We start from the raw sequence: 23,596 nt of genomic DNA, 5'->3' as shown, positions 1-23,596 counted from the left end.
GTCGACCGTCGTTGACTCGACGCCCGGGCCGGCTCATTCCGGCCCGGTATGCGTGACGTTCGCGGCGAGTCCGGTCACGCGTTGTCCATCCTTTCCGTCTTCGACCTGCCAGCCTCGCGCCTTCAGCATCTCGCGGATTTCGTCGGCGCTTGCCCAGTTCTTTTCTGCCCGGGCCCGCTCGCGTTCGCCAAGCAACGCGCGAACCGCTTCCGGAACGTCGGATGCCGATGGCCGCCAATCGCGCAGCTTGAGCCCCAGCACGGCGTCGAAGTTGTCCACGGTCGCCTTCAAGGTGGCGGGCGGCAGGTTGCTTTTGACGAGCTCCCACAGGACCGCCAGCGCGCGCGGCATGTTCAGATCCTGATCGACCTCGGCATCGAATCGCGCGACGAACGCCGCATCGGCGCTGCCGCCGTCGGGCCAGCCGGAATAGAGTTGCCTGAGGCGATTCAACGCCGTCTGCGAAGCATCAAGCGACGCCCAGTTGAAATTCAGCTTGCTCCGGTAATGGGCGGTCAGGCACAGGTAGCGGTACGCGAGCGGATCGACGTTCCGGTCGCGCAAGGTTTGCAGGCGAACGAAATCGCCGCTCGACTTCGACATCTTCGTCGCGTCCAGCGTCAGGAAGTGCCCGTGCATCCAGAAGTTCGCGAGTCGCGTGCCGTGGGCCGCTTCGGTTTGCGCAATCTCGTTGCTGTGATGCACGGCGACATGGTCTTCGCCGCCGCAGTGGATATCGAACCAGACGCCCAGATACTTCGCCGACATCGCCGAGCACTCGATATGCCAGCCCGGAAATCCCCGTCCCCACGGGCTGTCCCATTCCATCTGGCGCCTGACCTCGGCCGGACTGAATTTCCACAACGCAAAGTCCGTCGCGTTCCGCTTCGCGCCGACTGCAACCCGCTTGCCGGCCTGCAGGCCGGCGCGATCGAGCCGCGCGAGAAAGCCGTAGTTATCCTGCTTGCTGGTGTCGAAATAGAGGCCGTCGTCGGTGCGATACACGTAGCCGGCTCGTTCGATTTCCTCAATAAAGGCGATCTGCTCCGCGATGTGATCCGTCGCGCGGCACCAGATCGACGGCTCCAGCAGGTTGAGCGCGCGCCAGTCCGCCTTGAAGGCGTCGGTGTAGTGCGCGGCGATCTCCCACGCGGATTGGCCGGTTCGCCGGCTGCCCTTTTCCATCTTGTCTTCGCCTTCATCGGCATCCGACGTCAGGTGGCCTACGTCGGTGATGTTCACGACATGCCGAACTTCATATCCGGTGCGGGTCAGCGCGCGACGCAGGATGTCCTCGAACACGTAGGTTCGCAGGTTGCCGATATGCGCGTGGTCATAGACGGTGGGGCCGCAGCAATACAGGCCGACATGATCGTCGCGTATCGCAGTGAACGGACGCAGGGTGCGTGACCAGGTGTCGTACAACGCAAGTGGCATCGTGTGCTCCGGCTCGAAGGCAGCGCGCGAAAACGAAAAGGCCGCCGGTTTTGCAACGGGCGGCCAGAAGGATGTGATGCAGTGACGTATAGCGATACGCTAGACGCAGGTTCCCCCCGGCATGTTTCGACAACATGCGCGCACCGGAGAAAGGAGGGGGTGAGCGTGACTGGGCATGACGGGCATCGTAGCGTTTCGCGGATGGGCTGGTCAATAGCGGTACGTTGTCGTGGATCAGGCCGTTCGATTGACTTGCGGTTCGAGTCTGCGGTAAAAAACGCGCGATGCGATGACTGCCGGCAGGATCAACGACGTGTATGGCGATGCGAGGCTTCGATATGGACGACACGACGATCATCGAGAAATATGAAGCGGCGCTCCGGACGGCGATGCTCGCCAACGACGTAGAAGCGCTCGCGAATCTGCTGGATGACGACCTCGTTTTCATCGGCCCGGACGGGCAGGTGCTTTCGAAACGCGACGATCTGTCCGTTCACCGCGACAGGCTGCTGCGTCTGGAGCGGCTGGATTTGCACGGGACCGTCGTTCACCGTATTGGAGAAATGATCCTGGTCACCACGAAGGCCACGCTGGCGGGCCGCTTCGACGCGACCCCGTTCGACGGTGAGTTCGCCTATACCCGGCTATGGCGGCAGTCCGGCGCCGTCTGGCGTGTCGTGGCCGGGCACGCCGCCAGGATCGTGTAACGCAAGCGGCTTCCGGCCGGATCGAGGTCCGTTCGACGATCGCGCTGTCTATCCACCAAACCGCTGCAATGCGAACTCGACGAAACTGCGCAGCTTCGGCGATCGATTGTCCGGCAGATAGACGACGTGCATCGGGCGGCTTGGCATCTCGTACTCGCCGAACAACGGAATCAGCCGGCCCGAGGACGTCGCCGACGCCGTCGCGTGGCTGCTCTCCGACGATGCGCGGTTCGTGACGGGGCAGAGCATCCTGGTCGACGGCGGATTTACGCTCGGCGGGTTGCGGCCGTGGCTGAACGAGGTCGTCGCGGAACACGCGTGAGCGCAAACGGCCGGATCGGCGATTGCGTCATCGCGTTCGATGCGAAAGCCGATCGAAACCGGGCGGCGCGCAACGTGCCACGCCGCCCGCCCGCGCTTCAGAAAATGAACCCGGTGTTCACGAACTTCGAATGGTGATCCGACACGATCGCATCGAGCAGTTGCTTGCTGCTGTCGGTCTGCTTCGCGGCGACCATCGAGCGGATCGAGAACGCGCGCAGCGCATCGGTCACCGACAGCGTGCCTTCCGCCGAATCCTTGCGCCCGGCGAACGGGAACACGTCCGGGCCGCGCTGGCACTGGCAGTTGATGTTCACGCGGCACACCTGGTTCACGAGCGGATCGACGAGCGCGCCGATCTGCGCCGGGTCCGTGCCGAAGATGCTGACCTGCTGCCCGTGGTCCGACGTCGTCACGTAGTCGAGCGCGGTCTCGACGTCGTCGAACGGCGCGACCGGGATGATCGGCCCGAACTGTTCCTCGCGATACAGCTTCATCCCTTCCGACACCGGATATACGACGGCCGGATAGAACAGCGTCTTGCTGAACACGCCGCCTGATTCGTTGACGACCTGTGCGCCTTTCGCCTTCGCGTCGTCGATCGCGTCGGTCATGTACGCGGTGCGGTGCATGCCCGGCAGCGGCGTGATGCCGACGCCTTTCTCCCACGGCATGCCGATTTTCATCTGCTCGAGCGCCGCGCTGAAGCGCTTCAGGAATTCGTCGACGATCGAGCGATGCACGAGCAGCATCTTCAGCGCGGTGCAACGCTGCCCGTTGAACGACAGCGCGCCGAGCAGGCATTCCTTGACAGTCAGGTCGAGGTCCGCATCGGGCAGCACGATCGCCGCGTTCTTCGCGTCGAGCCCGAGAATCGCGCGCAGCCGGTGCGACTTCGGGTGCTGCTTCTTCAGGTGATCGGCGACCTTGCTCGACCCGATCAGCGCGAGCACGTTGATCTTGCCCGACGCGAGCATGTGCGGCACGACCACCGCGCCCGGCGCATAGATCGTGTTGATCACGCCCTTCGGGAACGCGTCGCGGAACGCTTCGAGCAGCGGTTCGAACAGCAGCGTGCCGTACTGGGGCGGCTTGAACACGACGGTGTTGCCCATCAGCAGCGCGGGGATCAGCGTCGCGAACGTTTCGTTCAGCGGATAGTTGTACGGCCCCATGCACAGCACGACGCCGAGCGGCGTGCGGCGGATCTGGCCGATCGTGCCTTCGGCGATCACGAAGCGCGAGTTCGCGTTGTCGAGCTCCTTCAGCGCGTCGATCGTCTGCAGCATGTAGGTGACGGTGCGGTCGAACTCCTTCTGCGAATCGGCGAGGCTCTTGCCGATTTCCCACATGATCAGGTTCACGACCAGCTCGCGCTGCGCGACCATCCGCTTGATGAAGTCCTGCATGCACGCGATGCGCTGCTCGACCTTCATCGTCGGCCATTCGCCGCGGCCGGCGTCGTACGCGCGCACCGCGGCGTCGAGCGCCGCGTCGCTTTCCGGCTCGCCCATCACCGGGTAGCTGCCGATCTCGAGCTGCTCGACGCTGCCGTCCGGCTGCCGAACGCATACGGGCGACAGCACGGTCTTGGTCGCGCCGTCCCACGGTTTCAGCTCGCCGTCGACGAGCGATACGTGCTGGTGGATCGGCGATTTCAGCCGGAATTCGGCGGGGATGTCTTCGTAAGCGGGGAACAACTGCTGCAGGGCGGCGGAATCGGGCATGACGGTCTCGCTTGACTGAGGGGGCCCGTGATGGACGGGCGATGCGGAATCCTGATGGTGCTCCTCGATCCTGAATCGCCATGATGACGTGCGGACGACGAGGCGTCACGTCGCGGCATGGCCGAAACGTGGATTGGAACCAGTTCCATTTAACGGGAACGCCGGGGAAAATGCAAGATTTTGGGTATCCGTATTTTGCGGTTGATAGATGCTGCGCCGCCGGAACTTAGCCGATTTCCGATCGATTGTTGGTCCCTTCGTGACCGGCGCCCGTCTCGTGCTCCTGTCCTTGTTCCACTCAGGTGACTGCACTCTCCATCGGGATCGAAATTCCCGCTTCAAGACCACTGCGCGCGACGTGGTTGTCTTCGACTTCGAAGCCGTGCTTTTGAAAAAGAGGAACCAGGTCTGCGTGTGCAGCAGTCAATGTTAGATGCTTGTACCCACGTTCACGAGCGTAAGTCTCCATGTTGCTCACCAACACGCCAAATAGGCCCAATCCCCTGTGCGATTGGTGCCCGTAAGCACGGTCCGCAGGCGCGATTGGTCTATCAGGGTCACAAAACGTCACATCTCCGAGGTGCAGCTCGTCGCGATAGACGTCGGCTATCAGTAGTTCCATGAGGAGGTTCGCCTTGCGTGGAATCTCTCTCCATGCCTTCACCATCAGGATGTCTCGGATAGCGTCCTCACCGATAACCCTGCTTATGGCGACATGCAGCTTCGGGTCGTGGCGCTGAAAGTGACCGCGCAACTGCATGGGATCCACGTTCTTCCAATGTCTGGTGACGATGCGATTCCAGATGTTGCCACTCAGCGCATGCATGCCGAGAGGCTTGTCCTTGAGAATCTTCGAAAGCTCAGTCTTGTCGAACGTCTTGACGGTCACGCTGTCCCCAAAGCGCTCGCGCAACTGAAGCAGCGGAACGATATCTGCCAAGGTGGTCATTTTTATCTATCTTTCCAAGGTTCTCCGGCGCAGTGTTTCCGGTGCCAAGGGTTTCCCGATGTTAGTCCCTGATCGTATTGTCCCAATGCGGGAAGTCAATGCCGATGGCGGACATGCGATTGCGGGCATCGTTCAACGCGGCGATGAGCGCTGCCGCACGATCGACTTCCCTGCGACGGTATTCAAACACTTGCCGTTCGTCCTCGCCCTCGCCGTAATACACGGCGAATCCGAATCTGGCGCGATAGTCGCCAAACTCCGCGACGCAGCGGTAGGGTGCCATTGCCGCAGCGGCCGTATTTACCATTTGATAGTCGTTCAACTTGTCGATTGCCACGTGGATTTGCCCTCCGAGAGTTTTCCTATTCACGACGACCCGTCGCCTCAAAGAAACCATGCGCTCGCAGGTTCTTTCGTGTTTCTTCTTCGTCACACTTTGTGAAAAAGCCACTGCGAAGGCGCTGCCAGCCATAACATTGTAAGTACTGCAAAGTCACGACGTTTTCCTTCCCGATCGCCCGCTCTTCGTTGGTGGTCCGGCAATCGATTGTTTCGACAAGAGCAACCGGAGGATGCATTCTCGTCTATGCGGCCCCATGCTTACCTCCGCGCTGGTCGATCCGATTCGCAGGCAATCCCAATGTGAGGCCAACATAATAATTGTCTCCTTTCGGGCGAAGGACGTAGATGACGTAGCTTGCCATCGAGCGTTTTCCGAGCCGTTATGCGGCGTGAGGCACATCGAACACCATCACGGTTACTGTCATCTCCCGACTTGGATCGTCGCGATGATCGAAACGAAATGTCCAACTCGTCTCCGAACGCCGTTGCACAAATCTTCGGAACTTGGGATGGCTCTCCGTGCTCTCACTAACCTTTGCCAGTACATCGGTAAAATTTTTGTTGCGGTTGAAGATAACGATTGCAGATTTAGTGTCACGCCACGTCAAATATCCTAAGAGCTGGTCAATTGTCTCAAGATAGGCTTTCTCGCCCCGCCAGAATTTACACTCTGCGATGAATAAACTGCGACCGCGATCTTTGATTAGGATGTCCGTTTTTCCCTCGTAATTGAAAGTTTCGCCACTCGCCTGACCCTGGTAATGGCCGTTCAGTTGCACGAGAAAATGAGTTCTGATGGCCTCTTCATCGCTATGCGCAAAGGCGGCCGGACTGCATTCCATCACGCGAACCATGTTCGTCATGATATCGAGGATGTTGTTGTAATGATCGTCGGGCAGCGCCGGCTCTGGGGTAAAGCCAGCCATACTCGCGGGCGGCTGGGCCGGCGTGATTTTTTTGCGCACCGCGGGGCTGGCATAGGTGCCCGCTGCACCTTCTCGTTGCTTCATTGGGAACCCTAGATCGGCCACTAGGTTTCGGTCTTTCAAGAGCTTCTGCTTTCTGACGGTAATCTTGCCTTGCGCTTGGGAACATATCTTGCGGTTAAATTGTTCGGCAGTGGAACGAAGATTATTTAGGTTCGTCTCGATATCGGCAAGAGTGCTCTCGATTTGTTGCTTCACGTGCCCAGGCTCCAAGCTCGTTCCCTGGATCTGAATGAACAGGCTGCTTCCCCTAATCGTCCCGCGCGGTGGGTTCAGAGAAAACGTCGTGGGCTGAACGTAAAAGAACTGCTCGTCTCCTGAGAACGGGATCTCGACCTCAATGAGAGTGCCCGACACATGGAAAGGCCGGCTCCGGTCAGAAATGTAGCGGAAGGGATCGTGACTCACGTCAATTCGGGTTTCGCGCTGGTCAACGGATATCGCGTCCCGATCTATTTTCGGTACGTCCATGCCGTATTTTTTTTGAAAGTAGTCGATAAGTGCGTCGTCCGACGTGTTGAGAAGCTTGTCCGGGTGGTAAGCGTCAATCTCTTGATCAATGGCAATTCCCTGATGTTGCTCGACGCTGAACCAATTGCTCGTGCAGAAAAGCAAATCTGTACTTCCACGCACCAAGCCGAATGACATTTTGATTTCCTCTTCTTTTCTTTGGCCCGCTGTAGCGGGGAATTTAGTCAGGCCACTGCTTTCCAGCCGATCTCGTTTGCGTCGAAGTCGCCGTTAGGTTCACTAGCGGCGCGCCTGCACTCGTTCAACACGGTCCCGGCACGCTGCAAGTTTTCCGACTCACTAGTGCTTCAGAGCTACGATCGATACAGCGAGCGCGCAGAACGAGACAAGCACGGACGACACGGCGACCAACAACGTTGCCGTGTTCGTCATGCGAGCATAGTAGAAGCTCCGCATTCTCTCGATCATGGGTTCGGTGTCTTCCTCGCTCCGCAGCCCCTTCGGAAATTGCGCGCGAAATTCGGCGTGTACCTTGGCTTCGATGGCCTCATGAATCTCGCGGTTCCAGCTATCCGTCCAGGCCACGAACCATTGAACTAAGCGTCTCTTGTACATAAGGGAAATTGCCCCGTTTTCGTCGTCCTCGTGCGTCATCGCGGTCCGTAGGTAGCTCGCGAAGGCATTCACGCAGTGTTGCCACGATTTTTCCTATCCTACCGTTCCGTTCTCGCAATGACCGTACCACATCCCCTTGCTTGCGCTAGACAGCGCCGGGCGGCCGCAATGCGGGTAGCGAATCGTGATGGTTCCGCGGTTCCTCTTGCTTTCCTCAGTCACTCCGAAAACCCGACGACGGCGGAGCCGTATCCGGTGCGGGTCCATGCCGCAGCCCGAGCACGTCGAGATACGTGTCGAGCGAACGCTGCACCGATTCGGCGACCAGGCGCGTGATGTCGCCGTAGTTACCGCTGACGCAGGCTTTGTCGAGCGAGTCGTAGTAGGCAAGCCGCTCCTCTTTGCGGATGATCGCGGGCGGATAGCCCGCCTTCATCAACACGAAGTTGAGCAGTAGCCGTCCGGTCTGCCCCTTGCCATCGACGAACGGGTGGATCTTCACGAATCGCGTGTGCAGTTCCGCCGCACGCTGGACCGGATGCATGGCTCCGGCCTTCTCGTACCAGTCGATCAGCACGGCCATATCGACGGGCAGATGCATGAAGTCAGGCGGCGTCGTGCTCGCGCCCGCGATCACGACGTTCTCACGGCGATACCGGCCTGCCTCTTCAACGTCGATGCCTTTCAGCACGAGACTGTGGATGTTGCGGATCTGCCATTCCGACAGTGCTTCCGCCTTCGACACGATGTCCTCGACATAGACAATCGCGTCGCGATGGTTCGTCGCCTCGAAGTGTTCACGGAGGGACTTTCCGCCGACCGTGATGCCTTCCAGCACCACCTTCGTCTCGCGCAGCGTCAGCGTGTTGCCGTCGATCGCGTTCGAGTGATACGTCCATTCCAGCAGCAGCTTTTCGCGCAGCGAGGCAACCGTGTGCTGCGGCAGCGGGCGCGCAGCGTCGAGCGTCGCCTTGTCGGCGTCGATCGTGTTCAGCAGCGCGGCGGTTTGATTCGGCATTTGCGTCTCAGAGAGAGCTCAATTGAGGAACAGGATATATCCCTAATGGGGATGGTCAAGAGGGCTTTCGCTTTTGCTGTCATTGCAGGATATCAAGCACATACGATCGGCCCATATCGGGCATTGTGCGTGCGTCATGGAAAGTCATCCGGCAGAAGTCATTTGTCCAGCGCGCGAACGGCGATACTCAGCCGCGCTGCGAACTCCGCCCGCGTCATTCCCGGCCGATTCATCGCCACGCGCAACAGTTCCTGCTGGGGGAGTGCTGCGAGATCTTCCTCGATCTGGGCGATCTCCGACACGCGCATGCCGCATGTAAATCCGAGCAGCAGCACGAGCACGCCGCGCTCAGGATATCGGCTCGTCTCGTCGGTGACACGCAGTACACAAGATTTAAAGCGACGCCTACCGGCGTTGTAATGAAAAAGAAAGCATGTTACCGAATGGCCGGCTCGAACCGGTTCAGTGATCGCGCAAACGTTTCACTTTCGCCGGATCAGGCGGATAATGGCCACGCGCGGCAACGTCGAACAAATACAGCGAACCTGAGAGCACACGCGTCGTGAAAAAAACCGGATCTGCCGCGATGCCGATACGAGGTCGGCTGGCCGGTGCGCCGGATCGGGGTTGCCCGGTCCGGCGCGCGCCGGACACGCGCCTTCTCGCCTGTGTCATTCAATGCCTGCATCGTTTTCGCCCTGGTGCGCCGGGCATTCGATGCAACGCGTCCCGAACAAAACGCTTCCCGCTTCCCGAATTGCACTGATAATGGCGGCCCAGCGCGTGCGCTGCGAACAAAAAAGAACCTGAGAACCTGGATGATCGAAAGAAATAAAAGAGTTGCCACTGTGCTGGCACGGGGGCTGGCGTGTCTGTGCGCCGGATTGGCGTTTTCCGGCGCGAGTCACGCGCTGGAAGGCAAGGAATGGGACCTGATGGCCGCGATGGGCGATTACGCGGTGAAGAAGACGCCGCAGAACATGGCGCGCGTCAAGGCGCTGCTGAAGCGGGGTGCCCGCCCGTACAACAAGACGGCCACGCAGCCGTACGCGATGCCGGATGAGGAACTGACGCCGATGGGCCTCGCCGTCGTCAGCAGGGTGCCTGACGTGGTGGGGTTGTTCCTCGCGTCTGGGGTCGCGATCAACATGCCGATGTCGCCGGACGGCCCGACGCTGCTGACGTACACGATCAGCAATTTGTCGCTTGGCGAGGCCAAGCCGGAGCAGATCGAAACGGTGCGGCTGCTGATCAACGCCGGCGCGAACGTCAACGTGATCGCGCCGAACGGCGAAACGCCGCTCGAGACGGCTGCGAGCGCCCACACGCCTTCGCTCGAGCTGGTCCGGATGCTGCTGAAGGCCGGCGCCAACCCGCGCGCCGCCGACCGGAGCGGCCGCACGATCCTGTTCGGTCGAGTCGCTTCGGATCTCACGATGCTGAAGACGCTGGTCGACGGCGGCGCGGACCCCTATGCGCATTCAAATTCCGGGGCGTCGCCGCTGACCTTCGTCTGCGAGCGGGGCTATGAACTCATTGGCCAGCCCGACCCGACGGCGGCCGAGCGTATCGCGATCCTGCACAAGCCCGGCACGCCGGTCGAACCCCCGAGGCCCACGGGCCCGGTCAAGAGCGTCCCGACGCCGTTGCTCTACGCGGCAATGGCGCACAACCCCGATTGCGTCAAGGCGCTGCTCGAAGCGGGCGCGAATCCCGACGCGCCGGCAATGAGCGGCGACGTCGACGGCAGCGACTATGCAGGCAGCGTGCGCGAGGTTGTCGCGCGCAAGGCGAAGTCCGCGCCGGATCTGTTCGACGCGGTGGCCGCTGCGCTGATCGAGCGGGCGCCGCGCCAGTAATCGCGCGGCCTTGCGCGATGCGCTGTCGACGGGTTGCCCGGTTGCGGCGTCGCGGACCGATGCCGCCTGCGCGCGCAAGGCCGCCGTCCTTCGTCGGCGCTGTCGCGCCGATTTTTTGCAGTGGTGTTCAACTACGGAGAAACCAGACCATGAAACGAATGGCACTTGCCGCGCTTGCCCTGACGATCGCATCGGGCGCATTCGCCGCCAAAGGCGAAATCAAGGTGTCGGCCGAGCAGATGATTGCGGCCTACACGGGTGCGGGCGGCGACAAGTACTTCGACAAGCCGATTGCGCTGACCGGCACGTTGCTCGGCTTCCAGCAGGGCTTCACGGGCGCGACGTTTGCCGAGATCGGAGAGGGCGAGGACGCCGAGCAGGCCGTGCGCGCGACCTTCGCCGACACGGCGAACGAGCAGAAGGCGCAACGCCTGGTCGGCAAACAGGTCACGCTGCACTGCCGCGCGGACGTCGCGTCGGGCATCGCGACGGCGAGCAACTGCCGGCTGAAATAACACACGGAGCGGCGGGTTTCGGCCCGTCGTTCCGCGCGCGCGGCTGACGCGGCCGCGACAGGCCGGCCGCGCCTCCCTCCTTCCCCATGCTTCACTCGACGTCTTCGTCGTCCACGTATTCGTTCCCCTCATCGTCCCCATTGCGCCCCGGTGCCGCATACGCGCTCGCCTGCTCCAGCAGCCACGCCCTGAACAGCTCCAGCGGCTTGCTGTGGCTGAACTCCGTCGGGTAGACGAGGTAGTACGCGGAATCCTCGGCCGTCGCCGCGTCGATCGGCATGACCAGGCCGAGCTGCTGCAACTGCCCCTCGACGAAGAACTTCGGCACGAGCGCGATGCCGAGCCCGGCCTGCGCGGCGCTGATCAGCATCGTATGCAGCTCGTAGCGCACGCCGTGCATCGTGCGGGTGTCCTCGACGCCGAGCGTCTCGAACCATTGCGCCCACGCGCCGGGGCGCGTCGTCGAGTGCAGCAGCGGATACGCGAGCAGGTCCTGCGCATGCGTCACCGGCCCGTCGAGCAGCGCCGGCGAGCAGATCGGCACGACTTCCTCGCCGAACAGGTAATCGGCCGACGTGCCGGGCCAGGTCGGCTTGCCGTAATGGATCGCCGCCTCGAAGTGGGTGTCCTCGAACGAGAACAGGTCGGTGCGGCTGCCCATGTTCACGCGCACGTCGGGCGTGCGGTCGTAGAAGTTCTTGATGCGCGGGATCAGCCAGTGCGACGCGAACGTCGGCAGCACCGCAAGCTCCAGATAGCCGCCGCCGCTGCCGTGCGCGATGATCGACAGCGTGTCGCGGTCGAGCGTCTCGAGCGCGCGGCGCACCTGGGTGCCGTACAGCTTGCCCGCGCGGGTCAGCACCACGCGCTGCTTCACGCGCGCGAACAGCCGCACGCCGAGGCTCGCTTCGAGCGTCGCGATCTGCCGCGACACCGCGCTTTCGGTCAGGAACAGCTCCTTCGCCGCGTGCGTGAAGCTCTCGTGGCGCGCGGCGGCCTCGAAGGCCACCAGCGCGCCCATGTTCGGAATCTTGAATTTGCGCATGAGGGTCGTTTCGTCTGACGAACGGGCCGGCATCGCACCGGGCGGGACGCCGGGGGAAATGTCGCCGATTGTTCCAAAAACTCATTACGTGTCAATTTAATCTCGCTTTACGCCCGCCTGCAACCATTTGAATAATGCATCCCACGCAAGGTCGGGCGTCCATCGGGCGGCTGGCCGACGAGTCGCCGGCACCGTTGCCGGCCGGTCCCCCCGAAGAGAAACAAGATGCGCAATCCGAATATCGAGAGCTTGCTGACGAAGCTGCTGGGACAGGCGAAAACCGACGCCCTGTTCGCGACCCTGAACATGCCGGCCATCCTCGAGGAATGGGAAGACGGCGTCGTGACGCGCGCGGAAATCGCGCAGGCGATGAACATGGCGCTGTTCGAGGGGCTGCTCGAACGCTCGCCGAACGGCCGCGCATACACGGCCGACGCGATCGGCAACGGTGGCGCGGTGTATTTCGATCACGGCGCGCTGCGCACGGTGCGCTGGCCGCACACCGGCGCGCTGCCGCCGGGCGAGGCCGCGTTCACGCGCATCCTGCGTCCGCTCGGCTTCCGCCTGAACGGCCGCTATCCGCTCGACAAGCTCGGCATGACGGGCCGCGCGTACGCGCACGAGGATGCGCCCGACGAGATCGCGCAGTTCTTCGTCAGCGAGCTGCATCCGGAGCGCTTCTCGAAGGAATTCCAGCAGGCGGTGACGAACGTCGTGAGCTCGTCGCGCGATCCGCTGAGCCCGGCCGCCGTCGCGCTGCTGTGGGAGATCGAGCGCGAAGGCTGGCTGTCGCTCGACGCCGCGCACGCGCTGCTGCCGGAGATCGTCGGCGCGTTCGCGCGCCAGCATGACGTGCCGCGCGATCTCGACTACGACACGCTGCTGCTCGAATCGGCGGAAATGGCGTGGATCGCGACCGAAGGCAACGCATTCAACCATGCGACCGACCGTGTCGCCGACGTGTTCCGGCTGTCCGACGACGAGAAGGCGAAGGGCCGGCCGATGAAGCCGGAAGTCGAGCGTTCGCGCTCGGGCCGCGTGTTCCAGACCGCGTATCGCGCGGACGTCGTCGAGCGCGAGTTCAGGACGCGCGACGGCGCGCTGGTCAAGCGCAGCGTGCCCGGCTCGTTCTACGAATTCATCACGCGCAAGCGCACGTTCGACCAGGCGCAGCGCCGCTGGGTGACCGACCTGCGCTTCGATGCCGGCAACGCGCAGGGCATCTTCAAGATGACCGCGAACGCCGCGAAATAATCGTGAAGCGCGCGACTCCGATCGAAGTCGGGCAGGAACTGCTCGATACGCTCGCGGCCGACCTGCGCACCGCGATGCGCGGCGAGGTGCGTTTCGATGCCGGCACGAAGGCGCTCTATGCGTCCGACGCGTCGAACTACCGGCAGGTGCCGCTCGGCGTCGTCGTGCCGGCCGACGCGGACGATCTCGCCGCGGCGCTCGGTGTGTGCCGGCGCTTCGACGTGCCGTTCCTGACGCGCGGCGGCGGCACGTCGCAGAACGGGCAGGGCGTGAACGTCGCGGTAATCGCCGACGCGAGCAAGTACTTCAACCGCGTCGTGTCGGTCGATCCGGACGCGCAGACGGCGATCGTCGAGCCGGGCGTCGTGTGCGACACGCTGCGCGACGCGGCCGAGGCGCACGGCCTGACGTTCGCGCCGGACCCGGCGACCCATAGCCGCTGCACGCTCGGCGGGATGATCGCGAACAACTCGTGCGGCGCGCATTCGGTGATGGCCGGCAAGACGGTCGAGAACGTCGAGGCGCTCGAGATCCTCACTTATGACGGCGCGCGCTTCTGGGTCGGCCCGACGCCCGAGCACGAGCTCGACGCGATCGTCGCGGAAGGCGGCCGGCGCGGCGAGATCTACCGCCGCTTGCGCGACCTGCGCGACCGCTACGCGGACCGCATCCGCAACGAGTTTCCGCAGATCAAGCGGCGCGTGTCCGGCTTCAACCTCGACCAGCTCCTGCCGGAGAACGGCTTCAACGTCGCGCGCGCGCTGGTCGGCACCGAAGGAACGTGCGCGATCACGTTGCAGGCCAAGGTGCGGCTCGTGCACAGCCCGTCGTGCCGCGTGCTGCTCGTGCTCGGCTTCACCGACATCTTCACCGCGGCGGACGCGGTGCCGCATTACAACCGCTTCGCGCCGATCGCGATCGAAGGGCTCGACCGCGCGATCATCCGCGGGCTGCAGGCGCGCGGGCTGAAGGCCGACGAAATCGCGCTGCTGCCGCCGGGCGACGCGTGGGTCGTGCTGGAGTTCGGCGCGGATACCGTCGATGCGGCGCTCGCGCAGGCGCGTGAAGCCGACGCGTATTTCAACGGCGGCGGCGCGGGGCCGGACGTGAGCGGCTTCGTCGTCACGGAGAAGGCGAAGCAGCAGAAGATCTGGTCGATCCGCGAAACGGGCGCGTCGGCCGTCGCGCTGTCGGTCGATCCGTCGAAACCCGACCCGGTCGCCGGCTGGGAGGACGCGGCCGTCGATCCGCTGCGGCTCGGCGATTACCTGCGCGCGTTCCAGGCGCTCGTCGACCGCTACGGCTACGAAACCTGCCTGTACGGCCACTTCGGCGACGGCTGCGTGCATGCGCGGATCACGTTCGACCTGCGCAGCGCGGAAGGCGTGCAGGTGTGGCGCGGCTTCCTGCGCGAGGCGGCGCAGCTCGTGGTCGACTTCGGCGGCTCGCTGTCCGGCGAGCACGGCGATGGCCAGGCGAAGGCCGAGTTCCTGCCGATCATGTACGGCCCGGAGCTGATGCAGGCGATGGCCGAGTTCAAGGCGATCTGGGACCCGGCGAACCGGCTGAACCCCGGCAAGGTGATCAATGCGTACCGCGCCGACGAGAACCTGCGGCTCGGCCCCGCGTACAAGCCGGTGACGCTGCAGACGAAGCTGACCTTCACGAGCCCCGAGGGCGACGGGATGCAGCGCGCGATCGAGCGCTGCATCGGCATGGGCAAGTGCCGCTCGCTCGACGGCGGCACGATGTGCCCGAGCTATCGCGCGACGCGCGAGGAGAAGTTCTCGACGCGCGGCCGCGCGCACCTGTTCTGGGAGATGCTGCAGGGCGACGTGATCAAGGACGGCTGGAACAGCGCCGAGGTCAAGGAAGCGCTCGATGCGTGCCTCGGGTGCAAAGGCTGCAAGTCCGATTGTCCGACGCATACCGACATGGCGTCGTACAAGGCGGAATTCATGTCGCACTACTACGAAACGCATCGTCGGCCGCGGCAGGCGATGTTCATGGGGAGGATCGGACAATGGGCGCCGCTGGCGAGCCGTTTTCCTCGGCTTACGAATTTTATGACCTCGACCCCGCCCTTGGCGCGTATCGGCAAGTGGCTCGCGGGCATCGCGCCGCAGCGGGCGCTGCCGGCGTTCGCGCCGCGTCCGTTCCGGGCGATCGCGAAGCGGCGCGGGATCGGGCAGCGCACGGGCGCGGCGCCGGCCCGCAACAAGGTGATTCTGTGGGTTGATACGTTCAACGAGCATTTCTCGCCCGACATCGCGGCGGCTGCGGTCGACGTGCTGACCGCGCTCGGCTACGACGTGACGTTGCCGAAAAAGCGCCTGTGCTGCGGCCGGCCGCTGTACGACTACGGCCTGCTCGACGAGGCGCGCGCGCTGCTGCGCACGGCGGTCGACGAGCTCGCCGGCGAGATCGGCGCGGGCGTGCCGGTCGTCGGGCTCGAGCCCGGCTGCCTGTCGGTGTTCAAGGACGAACTGCTGAAGCAGCTTCCCGACGAACCGCTCGCGAAGCGCCTCGCCGCGCAGACGTTCCTGTTCTCCGATTTCGTCGCGCAGGCGGAATTCGCGTGGCCCCGGCTCGATGCGGACGTGATCGTCCACGGGCACTGCCATCAGAAATCGCTGTTCGGGATGCAGGGCGAAACCGCGCTGCTCGACAAGCTCGGCGTGCGCTGGAAACTGCTCGACGCGGGTTGCTGCGGGATGTCGGGGTCGTTCGGCTTCAACGAGGACCATTACGACCTGTCGATGAAGATCGGCGAAGGCAAGCTGCTGCCGCTCGTGCGGCAGGCGAGCGCGGATGCGATCGTCGTCACCAACGGCTTCAGCTGCCGCGAGCAGATCGAGCAAGGCGCGGGCCGCACGCCGCTGCATATCGCGCAGCTCGCGAAACGGGCGCTCGGGGTGTGACCGCAGGCGGCGGGCGGCGCGAAGACGCCGCGCGGCCCGCGCGCCGGTTCGTCGCGATGCGTGTCAATCGCGCGGCGCGGTCGCGTCGCGCAGCGTCTTCGCATCGTAGCGGCGCGTCGCGTCCTGCGCCTCGCCGGGTGCGGTGACGCGGAAGGACGCCGGATCGGCGCCGTCGATCTCGACGAGGCTCACGTACCCGACGATATACGCATGGTTGCGGTCGCGCGCGAAATCGTCGTCGAGAAATTCGAGCGTCGGCACATGCACGCGCTTCGCCGACATCGGCCGGCGGCCGAAGAACAGCTTGTCGCCGGCGCGCAGGAATTGCGGGTGAAGCACCTGCAGCGCGGTGTGCGGCACGTCGACGTTCAGCGGCTTGCCGTCGCAGAACAGATGCTCGCCGTCCCACGCGTAGCTGCCTTCGATGTGCAACCGATCGGGATCGATGCCTTTCTTGACGACGCCGAGGTGAAAGGCGCGCGTCGCGTCGCGGGCCCAGCCGCCCGACAGCACGCGGAACGCGGCCGGGTCGGCGCCGCGCAACGGCTGCGGCTGCGATGGCGTGAACGCGTAGAAGACGGCGGCGCCGTCCGTGAAGTAGTACTTGCCGAGCACGCGCAGCGCGTCGATCGGCTGGTCCGAGAACCGGGTCAGCTCGATCGCGGAGTCGGCGCCGTAGCGAGTCATCCAGTGGATGCCGTGCGCGTCGCCGCATAGCCATTCACTGAGCCCGAAATCGAACAGGGTTTCGCGCGCGGCGAAGGTCGCGGGATCGAATCCGGTCAGCCGGGCATCGTGGAACCGGACCGTCGTTTCCTGCGACGGCTGCCGCTGCCGATGCCACCAGTAATCCTGCAGCTCGGGGCGTGCCGTGAAGAACCCGCGCCAGTCGTCGACGAGCCGCGCGTCCTGCACCGTCTGGCGCTCACCGTTGTCGATCGGGCCGAGACGATCGGTGACGCGCATCAAGCCCGCTTCGTCGGGGCCGCACACGAAGCTCGCGCGATCGATGTCCTTCGGGCGGCCGTAGTAATAGACGCGATTCGCATCGGCGAAGTAGTTGCCCGGGAAGCCCACCGCGCTCGGACCATGCGATCCGGCAACGCGCCGGCCGGTGACGTAGATGGATTCGTCGTCGACCGCGACGTATTCGTGCTCGCGCATCTCGAATGCCACGCCGCCCGTTCCGGGCCTGTTCCAGGTTTCGTAGACGAGCGGCCGGAACGCATGCGGGCTGCGCGTGCGAATGGTCTTGCCGGTGATGTAGTACGCCTGGCGCGCGTCGCGCGCATAGCGCTGGTTCAGCACCTCGAACGTGTCGAGATCGGCGTCCTCGATCCGGTAGTAATACTCGCGGACAATCGCGCGGCCGAGCTGCCCCTGCACGATCACGTGGACGCCGTCCGTGAACCAGCGGCCCGCGATGCAGCGGAACGCATGCGGCCGTTCGATCGGCAGCGGCTTGCCGTCCCTGGTCCACAGCGGCTGACCGTGCGAGCGGCGGATTACGGTGTCGCCGTCGATCGCGTAGTCGGGATGGTTGGTCTCTTGCGGCGGCTGGCTCGACATCGTGCGGTTCGCTCGAGGAACGGAGGAGGCCGTAGTATGCCTGGAAGGTTGGCAACGTGATGGCTATTGCTCACGACATGATTCCGATTTGCGTCGTCGAATCGCGGGGCGGGACTTCGCGATTTCGTCGAGAAACGCGAGCGCTGCCGCTTCCAGCTGACCGATGCCCGGCATCTCGACCGGGAAATGCCCGCAGCCGTCGAGCATCACGAGCTGCTTCGGCGCTCGCAGCCGCGTGAAGAACGGCAGACTCGACTCGATCGGCGTCCAGCGGTCGGCAGCCGGGTGCACGAGCGACACCGGGCACACGTCGAACTGCTCGGGTTCGATGTCCGGCCGCACCGCAAAGATCGACGCCATGAACGCGATGGGCACGCGAACGTTGCCGCCGCATGGATCGGCGGCAACGATCCGGTTCAGCGCGTCGTCGTTCGCCATTGCGCCCATCCGCGTAAACCATTTGACCGGCAACCGTAGACCGCCCGCCAGCCGCGCGGCAAGCGGCAGCAGCGGCATCATGCCATGCCGTACCAGCCTGTTGCGGGCGAACTGGCGTCGCACGAGCGGTGTGCGCGGGTCGGCCAAGGTGGTCGCGATGACGCCCGCTGCGATATCGGGGCCGAGCCGCGCGGCGCACAGATACGCAAGGTAGCCGCCAAGGCTGCCGCCGAAGAATGCGACGCGCCGCCCGGTGCGTGCGTGTTCGGCGCGGGCGAGATCGCAGATCAAGTCGACCCAGACCGGATATCGGACAAGCGTGTGGGGCGAGCGGGTGAGGCCGTAACCCGGCAGGTCCGGCGCGATCACGTTGTGGCCGGCGCGATGCAGCAGCCGGCCGAGCGGCGCGAACAATCGGCCGTAGCCGCCGGCGCCGTGCACGAGCATCACCGTGAGCGCGGCGTCGGGCGCGTCGAAGCGATCGACATGGATGGCCGCGCCGCGCCATTCGTGCCAGGCCTCGCGTGGCGCCGTGGCTGCATCGATCCGCGCGTGCAGCGGGAAATGCGGCTGGTAGCGCAACCAGCAGGTTTGCGTCTCGTAACTGTCGGAAAACATGGCGGCGGAAAATCGATGGAGGGCGTCGACGCCGGGCCGGGCGTCGACGTCCACGCGTCAATACGGAAACGCGTCGGCAGCGAAGGCCGACTGCTGACGTTTCAGCTCCTTCAGCCAGCGTTTCAGGCTCCCGACGTCGTCGAACAGCGGCATCTCTTCCTTCAGACTGCGAATGTCCTGCTCGCGCCCGACGATTTCACGCGCGAGATTGACCAACACCGTGTCGGGAGAGACTTCGACGTACGGAGAAAGTCCGTAGGTGAGCCTGAGGTGGGATTCCACGTGCCGGATTTCCTGGTCGAGTTCGGCGACTTGCTCCTTGAGTATCTTGTTGTAGTGCTTCAGGCGATCTTCGCTGATCTGGTTGATCGCGTGCTGGTCGATGTGCTCGAGTTCGAGCTGCAGTTCCAGCAGTTTCAGCAGATCGTGCTTGTCGTAAGCCTGGTTCACGCGCTGCATCAGCGCAGTCTTGCGCTCGCGTTCCAGCGGATCGGGCTCCCGATCGGGATGCAGCGCGCTGGCGAGCTTGCGATAGACGTCACGGATCGACTGGCTCAGCTCGACCTGTTCAGCTTGTTGCTGCGACTCCTTGGCAAGCTGCTTCGCCGATTTTTGCCGTTCGGCCCGCCGCGCTTCCCGCGCCCGCCTGTTGGCCTCATCCCGAGCCCGCTGTTGTTCCAGCTTCGCCCGGACGTGTTGCAGGACTTCGTCATGCGCGCTCATGTCGAGGTCGTCGTCGAGCTCGACGCCGAGCATCGCCTCCAGCTCGGCCTTCATCGTCGCGAATTCGGCGGCGACTTCGGCGTCGTAGTCGGTTCCGCCATGCCGGTTGTAGATGGCCTTCAACTGCGCGTCGGCGTTTGCGTCGAGCAGGTCGCCGGCGATGTTGGCGATCAGCGTCGAGATCGTGCGTTGCTCGGCCTTGGTCAAGCCTTTCCGGGCGCTTGCCTCGTCGAGCCGGAAAGCCATCGTGGTGCGCAGATCCGTCCACGCGCGTTCGAGCGGCAACAGCTCGTCGACATATCGCTTCTGGAACGCGGGAATGACGTGCTCCCATGCCGACAGGCGCTTGCGGCGCTTCTCGATTTGCTTGATCAGTGCGTTGAATGCCTTCTGCCCCTTGGACAGGACGGTCTTGCCGGAGTCCGGCGCGATGCTGACGGACCGGCTGTTTGTGCGGGGCATGGCGGTTCCTCTTGGTGGCTGCGGTGCATGAAACAAAGGGCCATTCTAGCGCCTGAACGGCTGACGCTTGCCGCCTGCCGGATCGCGCGTTGCCGCGACTTGATGACTATTGCGCACAACGTAGTTCCGATATTTCGTTTGCTGCGCGGGTATTGGCTACCCACAATCGGCTCACCTCTTTCGCGGTGAAAGGCTCCCGGAGACGGAGCCGCGCTGCGCATCCGCTCCCCCCCAGACCGAAGGAATGCCCCGATGAAATTCCGAATTCGCTCTCTTTCCGGCGCGGCGCTGGCCGTGGCGACACTCGTGCTCCCGGCCGGCGCGGCCCTTGCGCAGGAGACGGTCGTCAAGGTCGGCGTCGCCGGTCCGCTGACGGGCGGCGGCGCCGCGTACGGCAAGGACATCGAGAACGGCGTGCGCATGGCGGTCGACGAGGCGAACGCGGCGCGCCCGACGATCGGCGGCAAGCCGGTGAAGTTCGTCGTCGCGTCGCAGGACGACCAGAGCGATCCGCGCGCCGGCGTGCAGGCCGCGCAGCAGCTGACCGATGCGCAGGTCGCGGTCGTGATCGGCCACTTCAATTCGGGCACGACGCTGCCCGCGTCGAAGATCTACGCGAAGGCGGGCATTCCGATGATCACGCCGTCCGCGACCAATCCGGAGATCACGCGCGCGGGCCTCGGCACCGTGTATCGCGTGATCGCGACCGACACGCAGAACGCCGGCAACGCGGGCGCGTATGCGGCGAGCGTCACGAAGGCGAAGCGCATCGCGATCATCGACGACCGCACCGCGTTCGGCCAGGGCGAAGCCGACGAGTTCGAGAAGGCGGTGAAGGCGAGCGGCGGCACGATCGTCACGCGCGAGTTCACCAACGACAAGGCCGTCGACTTCAGCGCGCAGCTCACGAAGATCAAGAGCGTCAACGCCGATCTCGTGTTCTTCGGCGGCCTCGACGCGCAGGCGGCGATGCTCGTCAAGCGGATGCGCCAGCTCGGCATCAAGGCGCAGTTCCTCGCCGGCGGCGGCGTGATGAACGCGAACTTCATCCGGCTCGCCGGCGGCGCGGCGGAAGGCGCATCGGTGTGGGAGTACGGCCAGCCGCTGTCGCGCCTCGAGAAAGGCAAGACCTTCGAGACGAAATTCCGGCAGAAGTACGGCGTCGACATGCTCGCGTATGCGCCGTTCGCGTATGACGCGACGTGGATCGCGATCAAGGCGATGGAGAAGGCGAATTCGACGAAGCCCGCGGATTTCAACGGCGCGCTGAAGCGCACCAGCTACGACGGCATCACCGGCACGATCGCGTTCACGGACACCGGCGACCTGAAGAACCCGAGCTCGACGCTGTATGAAGTGAAGAACGCCGCGTGGCAGCCGGTGACGACGAAGTCGGCGAATTGAGCGGACGGGCCGGCGGCGCGCGCGACGCTTTCCCGCCGGTTCCGTCCATGCTGAAATACCGCAAGCAGTCCGGCGCGCACGGCGCGCCGCGCCAATCATCCGCAATCTGGAGTCAGTCGTGAGTTCTAAAGTCGTAATCGTCGGCGGCGGCGTCATCGGCAGCTCGATCGCCTACTTCCTGCGCGCATCCGATCCGACGGTAGCCGTGACCGTGATCGAGCGCGATCCGACCTATGCGAAATCGTCGTCGGCGCTGTCGGCCGCGTCGATCCGCCAGCAGTTCTCGACGCCGCTGTCGATCGAGATGTCGCTGTACGGCATCGAATTCCTGCGCACCCTCGGCGAGCGGCTCGAAGTCGACGGCCACCGGCCGTCGATCGATCTGCACGAGGGCGGCTACCTGTTTCTCGCGACGCCGGCCGGCGACGCGACGCTGCGCGAGAACCACGCGCTGCAGACGCGTCTCGGCGCGGACATCCGCCTGATGGATCGCGACGCGCTGAAGGCGACGTTTCCGTGGCTGAACGTCGACGATCTCGCGTCGGGCGCGTATGGCGTCAGCGGCGAAGGCTGGTTCGACGGCTACGGGCTCGTGCAGGCGCTGCGCAAGAAGGCGCAGGCGCTCGGCGCGCGCTATGTGCCGGCGGACGTGACGGGCGTCGTGCGCGACGGCCGCAAGGTCACGCACGTCGTCACGCGCGACGGCGAGCGCCATGCGTGCGACACGCTGGTCAACGCGGCCGGCGCGTGGTCGCGCCCGCTGTCCGCGATGATGGGCATCGACATTCCGGTCTACGCGCGGCGGCGCAGCATCTTCAACGTGTCGTCGCCGGCGAAGCTGGCGGCGTGCCCGCTGCTGATCGATCCGACCGGCGTGTATTTCCGGCCGGAGGGCAAGACCTATATCTGCGGCACGTCGCCGAGCCCGGACAAGGACCCGGACGACCTGCCGCTCGACGAAGTCGATCACGACCTGTTCGACGAAGTGATCTGGCCGACGCTCGCGCATCGCGTGCCGGAATTCGAGGCGCTGCGCGTCGAGCACTGCTGGTCCGGCTATTACGAGTACAACGTGTTCGATCACAACGCGATCATCGGCTATCACCCGGATCTCGATAACTGCGTGTTCGCGAATGGGTATAGCGGGCACGGGTTGCAGCAAGGGCCCGCGACGGGGCGCGGCGTCAGCGAGCTGATCCTCGGCGGACGCTATGCGACGCTCGACCTGTCGCCGCTCGGCTGGGAACGGGTGCTCGAGAACCGGCCGATCGTCGAAAAGAACGTCGTGTAGTGCAAGTGCGGTAGTGCGAGCGGCGTGGCCGTCCAGTGTGGTGGACGGATCTCTCCTTGTGTCACCGATTGGCCCGACGTTGTCGGGCCTTTTTTCAGATTCTTCCCGGATCAGCGCGAGTGGCCTTGCTCATTCGCATGCTTCAGCATGGATTTGAGCCGCTCCAGCAGGCTTTTTGCGTGCGCCATGAAATTGACGTCGGCGGTAGTGGCATCGTTGGTGCGGGAAAGGTTATCGGCCATCGCGCGATAAGCGCTCGCGGGGCTGGCCTGGCCGCCCGCGCCCGCTTGCGAAAGCGCGCCTGATGGCGAGATGGCGTCACCAGCGGTCGTCGGATTCCCGGTCGTGGCTTCCGTCACCGCCGTCGAAGCATCCAGCGACGCGGCATTGACGCTTGCGGCGGCCTCTGACGCGCCGTCAACCGCCGCCGCCATGTTGTTCGCGTTTCCTGCGGCTCCCGACGAGGTCGGCGAATCAACGGACACGTCGGCACCCAGCGTTTTTCCTGCAGCCTGATATTGCTCAACGAGGCCCTTCACTTCTTTTAACATCGCCGCGAGCTGCTTGGGCGACAGCCCGAGCATTGCCAGCTTTCGCAGCATGTCCTCAATCTCTTCCAGGCGCCTGCGCGCATACTCTTTCGCGCTTTGCGCCGATGACCGTCCAAGGTCGCTCAAGGCCACGCGAACCTGCTCGTTCCGCTTGAGCAAGTCACGAAGGGAAGACTCCGGGCTCGTCGAGTCGTCTGCTTTTCTGGAACTCTCGCGCTCGGGAACGGGGTAGGCGTAGGTGCTGCTGGAATAGTCGGTGGCCTTGATCGTCATGGAACCCTCGTTTTTGGCGGCGGCACCGGACGGACAACGCGAAGCCGGCCCCGCCGCTGCAATGAATGTATTTTGTAATGTTCATTAACGGCAGCAAACG

At 64.2% G+C, this 23,596-nt stretch carries 20 protein-coding genes and 1 pseudogene; 8 read left to right on the top strand and 13 right to left on the bottom strand.

The window, feature by feature from the left end; genetic code table 11:
- Positions 1-33: 33 nt before the first annotated feature.
- Entirely contained in the window at positions 34-1,437 is a 1,404-nt protein-coding gene (gene cysS, locus HWX31_RS02435; RefSeq protein WP_174962672.1) for a cysteine--tRNA ligase, read from the bottom strand.
- Positions 1,438-1,775: 338 nt separating this feature from the next.
- Here cysS and HWX31_RS02430 point away from each other — a divergent pair, with 338 nt between their 5' ends.
- Entirely contained in the window at positions 1,776-2,144 is a 369-nt protein-coding gene (locus tag HWX31_RS02430) for a nuclear transport factor 2 family protein (RefSeq protein ID WP_174962670.1), read from the top strand.
- A 130-nt stretch (positions 2,145-2,274) separates the two neighbouring features.
- Positions 2,275-2,361, top strand: a pseudogene (locus HWX31_RS35305) (hypothetical protein); the annotation flags it as partial.
- Positions 2,362-2,563: 202 nt separating this feature from the next.
- Here the strand turns inward: HWX31_RS35305 and HWX31_RS02420 are convergent.
- The 7 genes from HWX31_RS02420 to HWX31_RS02390 all read right to left on the bottom strand — a co-directional run bounded on the left by HWX31_RS02420 (position 2,564) and on the right by HWX31_RS02390 (position 8,914).
- Positions 2,564-4,192, bottom strand: a complete 1,629-nt coding sequence (locus HWX31_RS02420) for an NADP-dependent glyceraldehyde-3-phosphate dehydrogenase (RefSeq protein WP_174962668.1) — start codon at positions 4,190-4,192, stop codon at positions 2,564-2,566.
- A 298-nt stretch (positions 4,193-4,490) separates the two neighbouring features.
- Positions 4,491-5,141 carry a GNAT family protein gene (locus tag HWX31_RS02415; protein WP_059726495.1) on the bottom strand — a complete coding sequence of 217 codons (651 nt, stop codon included), beginning with the start codon at positions 5,139-5,141 and terminating at the stop codon, positions 4,491-4,493.
- 61 nt (positions 5,142-5,202) lie between these two features.
- On the bottom strand, positions 5,203-5,478 hold the full coding sequence (locus HWX31_RS02410; RefSeq protein WP_157379358.1) for a hypothetical protein: 276 nt from the start codon (positions 5,476-5,478) through the stop codon (positions 5,203-5,205).
- Between the two features lie 385 nt (positions 5,479-5,863).
- Positions 5,864-7,117 carry a hypothetical protein gene (locus HWX31_RS02405; RefSeq protein WP_174962666.1) on the bottom strand — a complete coding sequence of 418 codons (1,254 nt, stop codon included), beginning with the start codon at positions 7,115-7,117 and terminating at the stop codon, positions 5,864-5,866.
- A gap of 162 nt (positions 7,118-7,279) precedes the next feature.
- Positions 7,280-7,594, bottom strand: coding sequence for a hypothetical protein (locus HWX31_RS02400; protein WP_059726490.1), 315 nt, complete (start codon positions 7,592-7,594; stop codon positions 7,280-7,282).
- 175 nt (positions 7,595-7,769) lie between these two features.
- A complete protein-coding gene (locus tag HWX31_RS02395; RefSeq protein WP_059726488.1) occupies positions 7,770-8,573 on the bottom strand; it encodes a Fic family protein in 804 nt (267 codons plus the stop codon).
- Positions 8,574-8,731: 158 nt separating this feature from the next.
- Positions 8,732-8,914 carry a hypothetical protein gene (locus tag HWX31_RS02390; protein WP_244143622.1) on the bottom strand — a complete coding sequence of 61 codons (183 nt, stop codon included), beginning with the start codon at positions 8,912-8,914 and terminating at the stop codon, positions 8,732-8,734.
- Positions 8,915-9,184: 270 nt separating this feature from the next.
- Here HWX31_RS02390 and HWX31_RS02385 point away from each other — a divergent pair, with 270 nt between their 5' ends.
- Complete coding sequence (locus tag HWX31_RS02385; protein ID WP_244143621.1) at positions 9,185-10,432, top strand: ankyrin repeat domain-containing protein; 1,248 nt, start codon at positions 9,185-9,187, stop codon at positions 10,430-10,432.
- 149 nt (positions 10,433-10,581) lie between these two features.
- Complete coding sequence (locus HWX31_RS02380) at positions 10,582-10,947, top strand: hypothetical protein (RefSeq protein ID WP_059614414.1); 366 nt, start codon at positions 10,582-10,584, stop codon at positions 10,945-10,947.
- 91 nt (positions 10,948-11,038) lie between these two features.
- Here the strand turns inward: HWX31_RS02380 and HWX31_RS02375 are convergent, their stop codons facing one another.
- Positions 11,039-11,992, bottom strand: coding sequence for a LysR family transcriptional regulator (locus tag HWX31_RS02375; RefSeq protein WP_174962662.1), 954 nt, complete (start codon positions 11,990-11,992; stop codon positions 11,039-11,041).
- A 225-nt stretch (positions 11,993-12,217) separates the two neighbouring features.
- Here HWX31_RS02375 and HWX31_RS02370 point away from each other — a divergent pair, with 225 nt between their 5' ends.
- Positions 12,218-13,246: a DUF1338 domain-containing protein gene (locus HWX31_RS02370; RefSeq protein WP_174962660.1), complete on the top strand. Its 1,029-nt coding sequence runs from the start codon at positions 12,218-12,220 to the stop codon at positions 13,244-13,246.
- A gap of 2 nt (positions 13,247-13,248) precedes the next feature.
- Positions 13,249-16,167, top strand: coding sequence for an FAD-binding and (Fe-S)-binding domain-containing protein (locus tag HWX31_RS02365; RefSeq protein WP_174962658.1), 2,919 nt, complete (start codon positions 13,249-13,251; stop codon positions 16,165-16,167).
- A gap of 63 nt (positions 16,168-16,230) precedes the next feature.
- Here the strand turns inward: HWX31_RS02365 and HWX31_RS02360 are convergent, their stop codons facing one another.
- From HWX31_RS02360 to HWX31_RS02350, 3 genes are all read right to left on the bottom strand, one after another.
- Positions 16,231-17,736 carry a DKNYY domain-containing protein gene (locus HWX31_RS02360; protein ID WP_174962656.1) on the bottom strand — a complete coding sequence of 502 codons (1,506 nt, stop codon included), beginning with the start codon at positions 17,734-17,736 and terminating at the stop codon, positions 16,231-16,233.
- 63 nt (positions 17,737-17,799) lie between these two features.
- Complete coding sequence (locus HWX31_RS02355; RefSeq protein ID WP_174962654.1) at positions 17,800-18,792, bottom strand: alpha/beta hydrolase; 993 nt, start codon at positions 18,790-18,792, stop codon at positions 17,800-17,802.
- A 57-nt stretch (positions 18,793-18,849) separates the two neighbouring features.
- On the bottom strand, positions 18,850-19,977 hold the full coding sequence (locus tag HWX31_RS02350) for a J domain-containing protein (protein ID WP_174962774.1): 1,128 nt from the start codon (positions 19,975-19,977) through the stop codon (positions 18,850-18,852).
- Positions 19,978-20,229: 252 nt separating this feature from the next.
- Here HWX31_RS02350 and HWX31_RS02345 point away from each other — a divergent pair, with 252 nt between their 5' ends.
- Together HWX31_RS02345 and HWX31_RS02340 are read left to right on the top strand one after the other, a co-directional pair.
- Positions 20,230-21,381, top strand: a complete 1,152-nt coding sequence (locus tag HWX31_RS02345; RefSeq protein WP_174962652.1) for a branched-chain amino acid ABC transporter substrate-binding protein — start codon at positions 20,230-20,232, stop codon at positions 21,379-21,381.
- Between the two features lie 118 nt (positions 21,382-21,499).
- Positions 21,500-22,672 (top strand): NAD(P)/FAD-dependent oxidoreductase, encoded by a 1,173-nt coding sequence (locus tag HWX31_RS02340; RefSeq protein WP_174962650.1) that lies wholly within the window; start codon positions 21,500-21,502, stop codon positions 22,670-22,672.
- Between the two features lie 110 nt (positions 22,673-22,782).
- Here HWX31_RS02340 and HWX31_RS02335 read toward each other — a convergent pair whose 3' ends face one another.
- Complete coding sequence (locus HWX31_RS02335; protein WP_174962648.1) at positions 22,783-23,496, bottom strand: hypothetical protein; 714 nt, start codon at positions 23,494-23,496, stop codon at positions 22,783-22,785.
- Positions 23,497-23,596: the final 100 nt, after the last annotated feature.

It is taken from the genome of Burkholderia ubonensis, assembly GCF_902833085.1.
Lineage (GTDB): Bacteria > Pseudomonadota > Gammaproteobacteria > Burkholderiales > Burkholderiaceae > Burkholderia > Burkholderia ubonensis.
The sequence above is the reverse complement of the archived record's forward strand: the minus strand, read 5'-3'. Positions and strand labels throughout refer to the sequence as shown.

Coding starts and splice junctions, on each gene's coding strand:
- HWX31_RS02430 (WP_174962670.1), top strand. CDS start 1,776: ATGGACGACACGACGATCATCGAGAAATATGAAGCGGCGCTCCGGACG.
- cysS (WP_174962672.1), bottom strand. CDS start 1,437: ATGCCACTTGCGTTGTACGACACCTGGTCACGCACCCTGCGTCCGTTC.
- HWX31_RS02360 (WP_174962656.1), bottom strand. CDS start 17,736: ATGTCGAGCCAGCCGCCGCAAGAGACCAACCATCCCGACTACGCGATC.
- HWX31_RS02380 (WP_059614414.1), top strand. CDS start 10,582: ATGAAACGAATGGCACTTGCCGCGCTTGCCCTGACGATCGCATCGGGC.
- HWX31_RS02405 (WP_174962666.1), bottom strand. CDS start 7,117: ATGTCATTCGGCTTGGTGCGTGGAAGTACAGATTTGCTTTTCTGCACG.
- HWX31_RS02395 (WP_059726488.1), bottom strand. CDS start 8,573: ATGCCGAATCAAACCGCCGCGCTGCTGAACACGATCGACGCCGACAAG.
- HWX31_RS02375 (WP_174962662.1), bottom strand. CDS start 11,992: ATGCGCAAATTCAAGATTCCGAACATGGGCGCGCTGGTGGCCTTCGAG.
- HWX31_RS02420 (WP_174962668.1), bottom strand. CDS start 4,192: ATGCCCGATTCCGCCGCCCTGCAGCAGTTGTTCCCCGCTTACGAAGAC.
- HWX31_RS02415 (WP_059726495.1), bottom strand. CDS start 5,141: ATGACCACCTTGGCAGATATCGTTCCGCTGCTTCAGTTGCGCGAGCGC.
- HWX31_RS02350 (WP_174962774.1), bottom strand. CDS start 19,977: ATGCCCCGCACAAACAGCCGGTCCGTCAGCATCGCGCCGGACTCCGGC.
- HWX31_RS02370 (WP_174962660.1), top strand. CDS start 12,218: ATGCGCAATCCGAATATCGAGAGCTTGCTGACGAAGCTGCTGGGACAG.
- HWX31_RS02355 (WP_174962654.1), bottom strand. CDS start 18,792: ATGTTTTCCGACAGTTACGAGACGCAAACCTGCTGGTTGCGCTACCAG.
- HWX31_RS02345 (WP_174962652.1), top strand. CDS start 20,230: ATGAAATTCCGAATTCGCTCTCTTTCCGGCGCGGCGCTGGCCGTGGCG.
- HWX31_RS02400 (WP_059726490.1), bottom strand. CDS start 7,594: ATGACGCACGAGGACGACGAAAACGGGGCAATTTCCCTTATGTACAAG.
- HWX31_RS02335 (WP_174962648.1), bottom strand. CDS start 23,496: ATGACGATCAAGGCCACCGACTATTCCAGCAGCACCTACGCCTACCCC.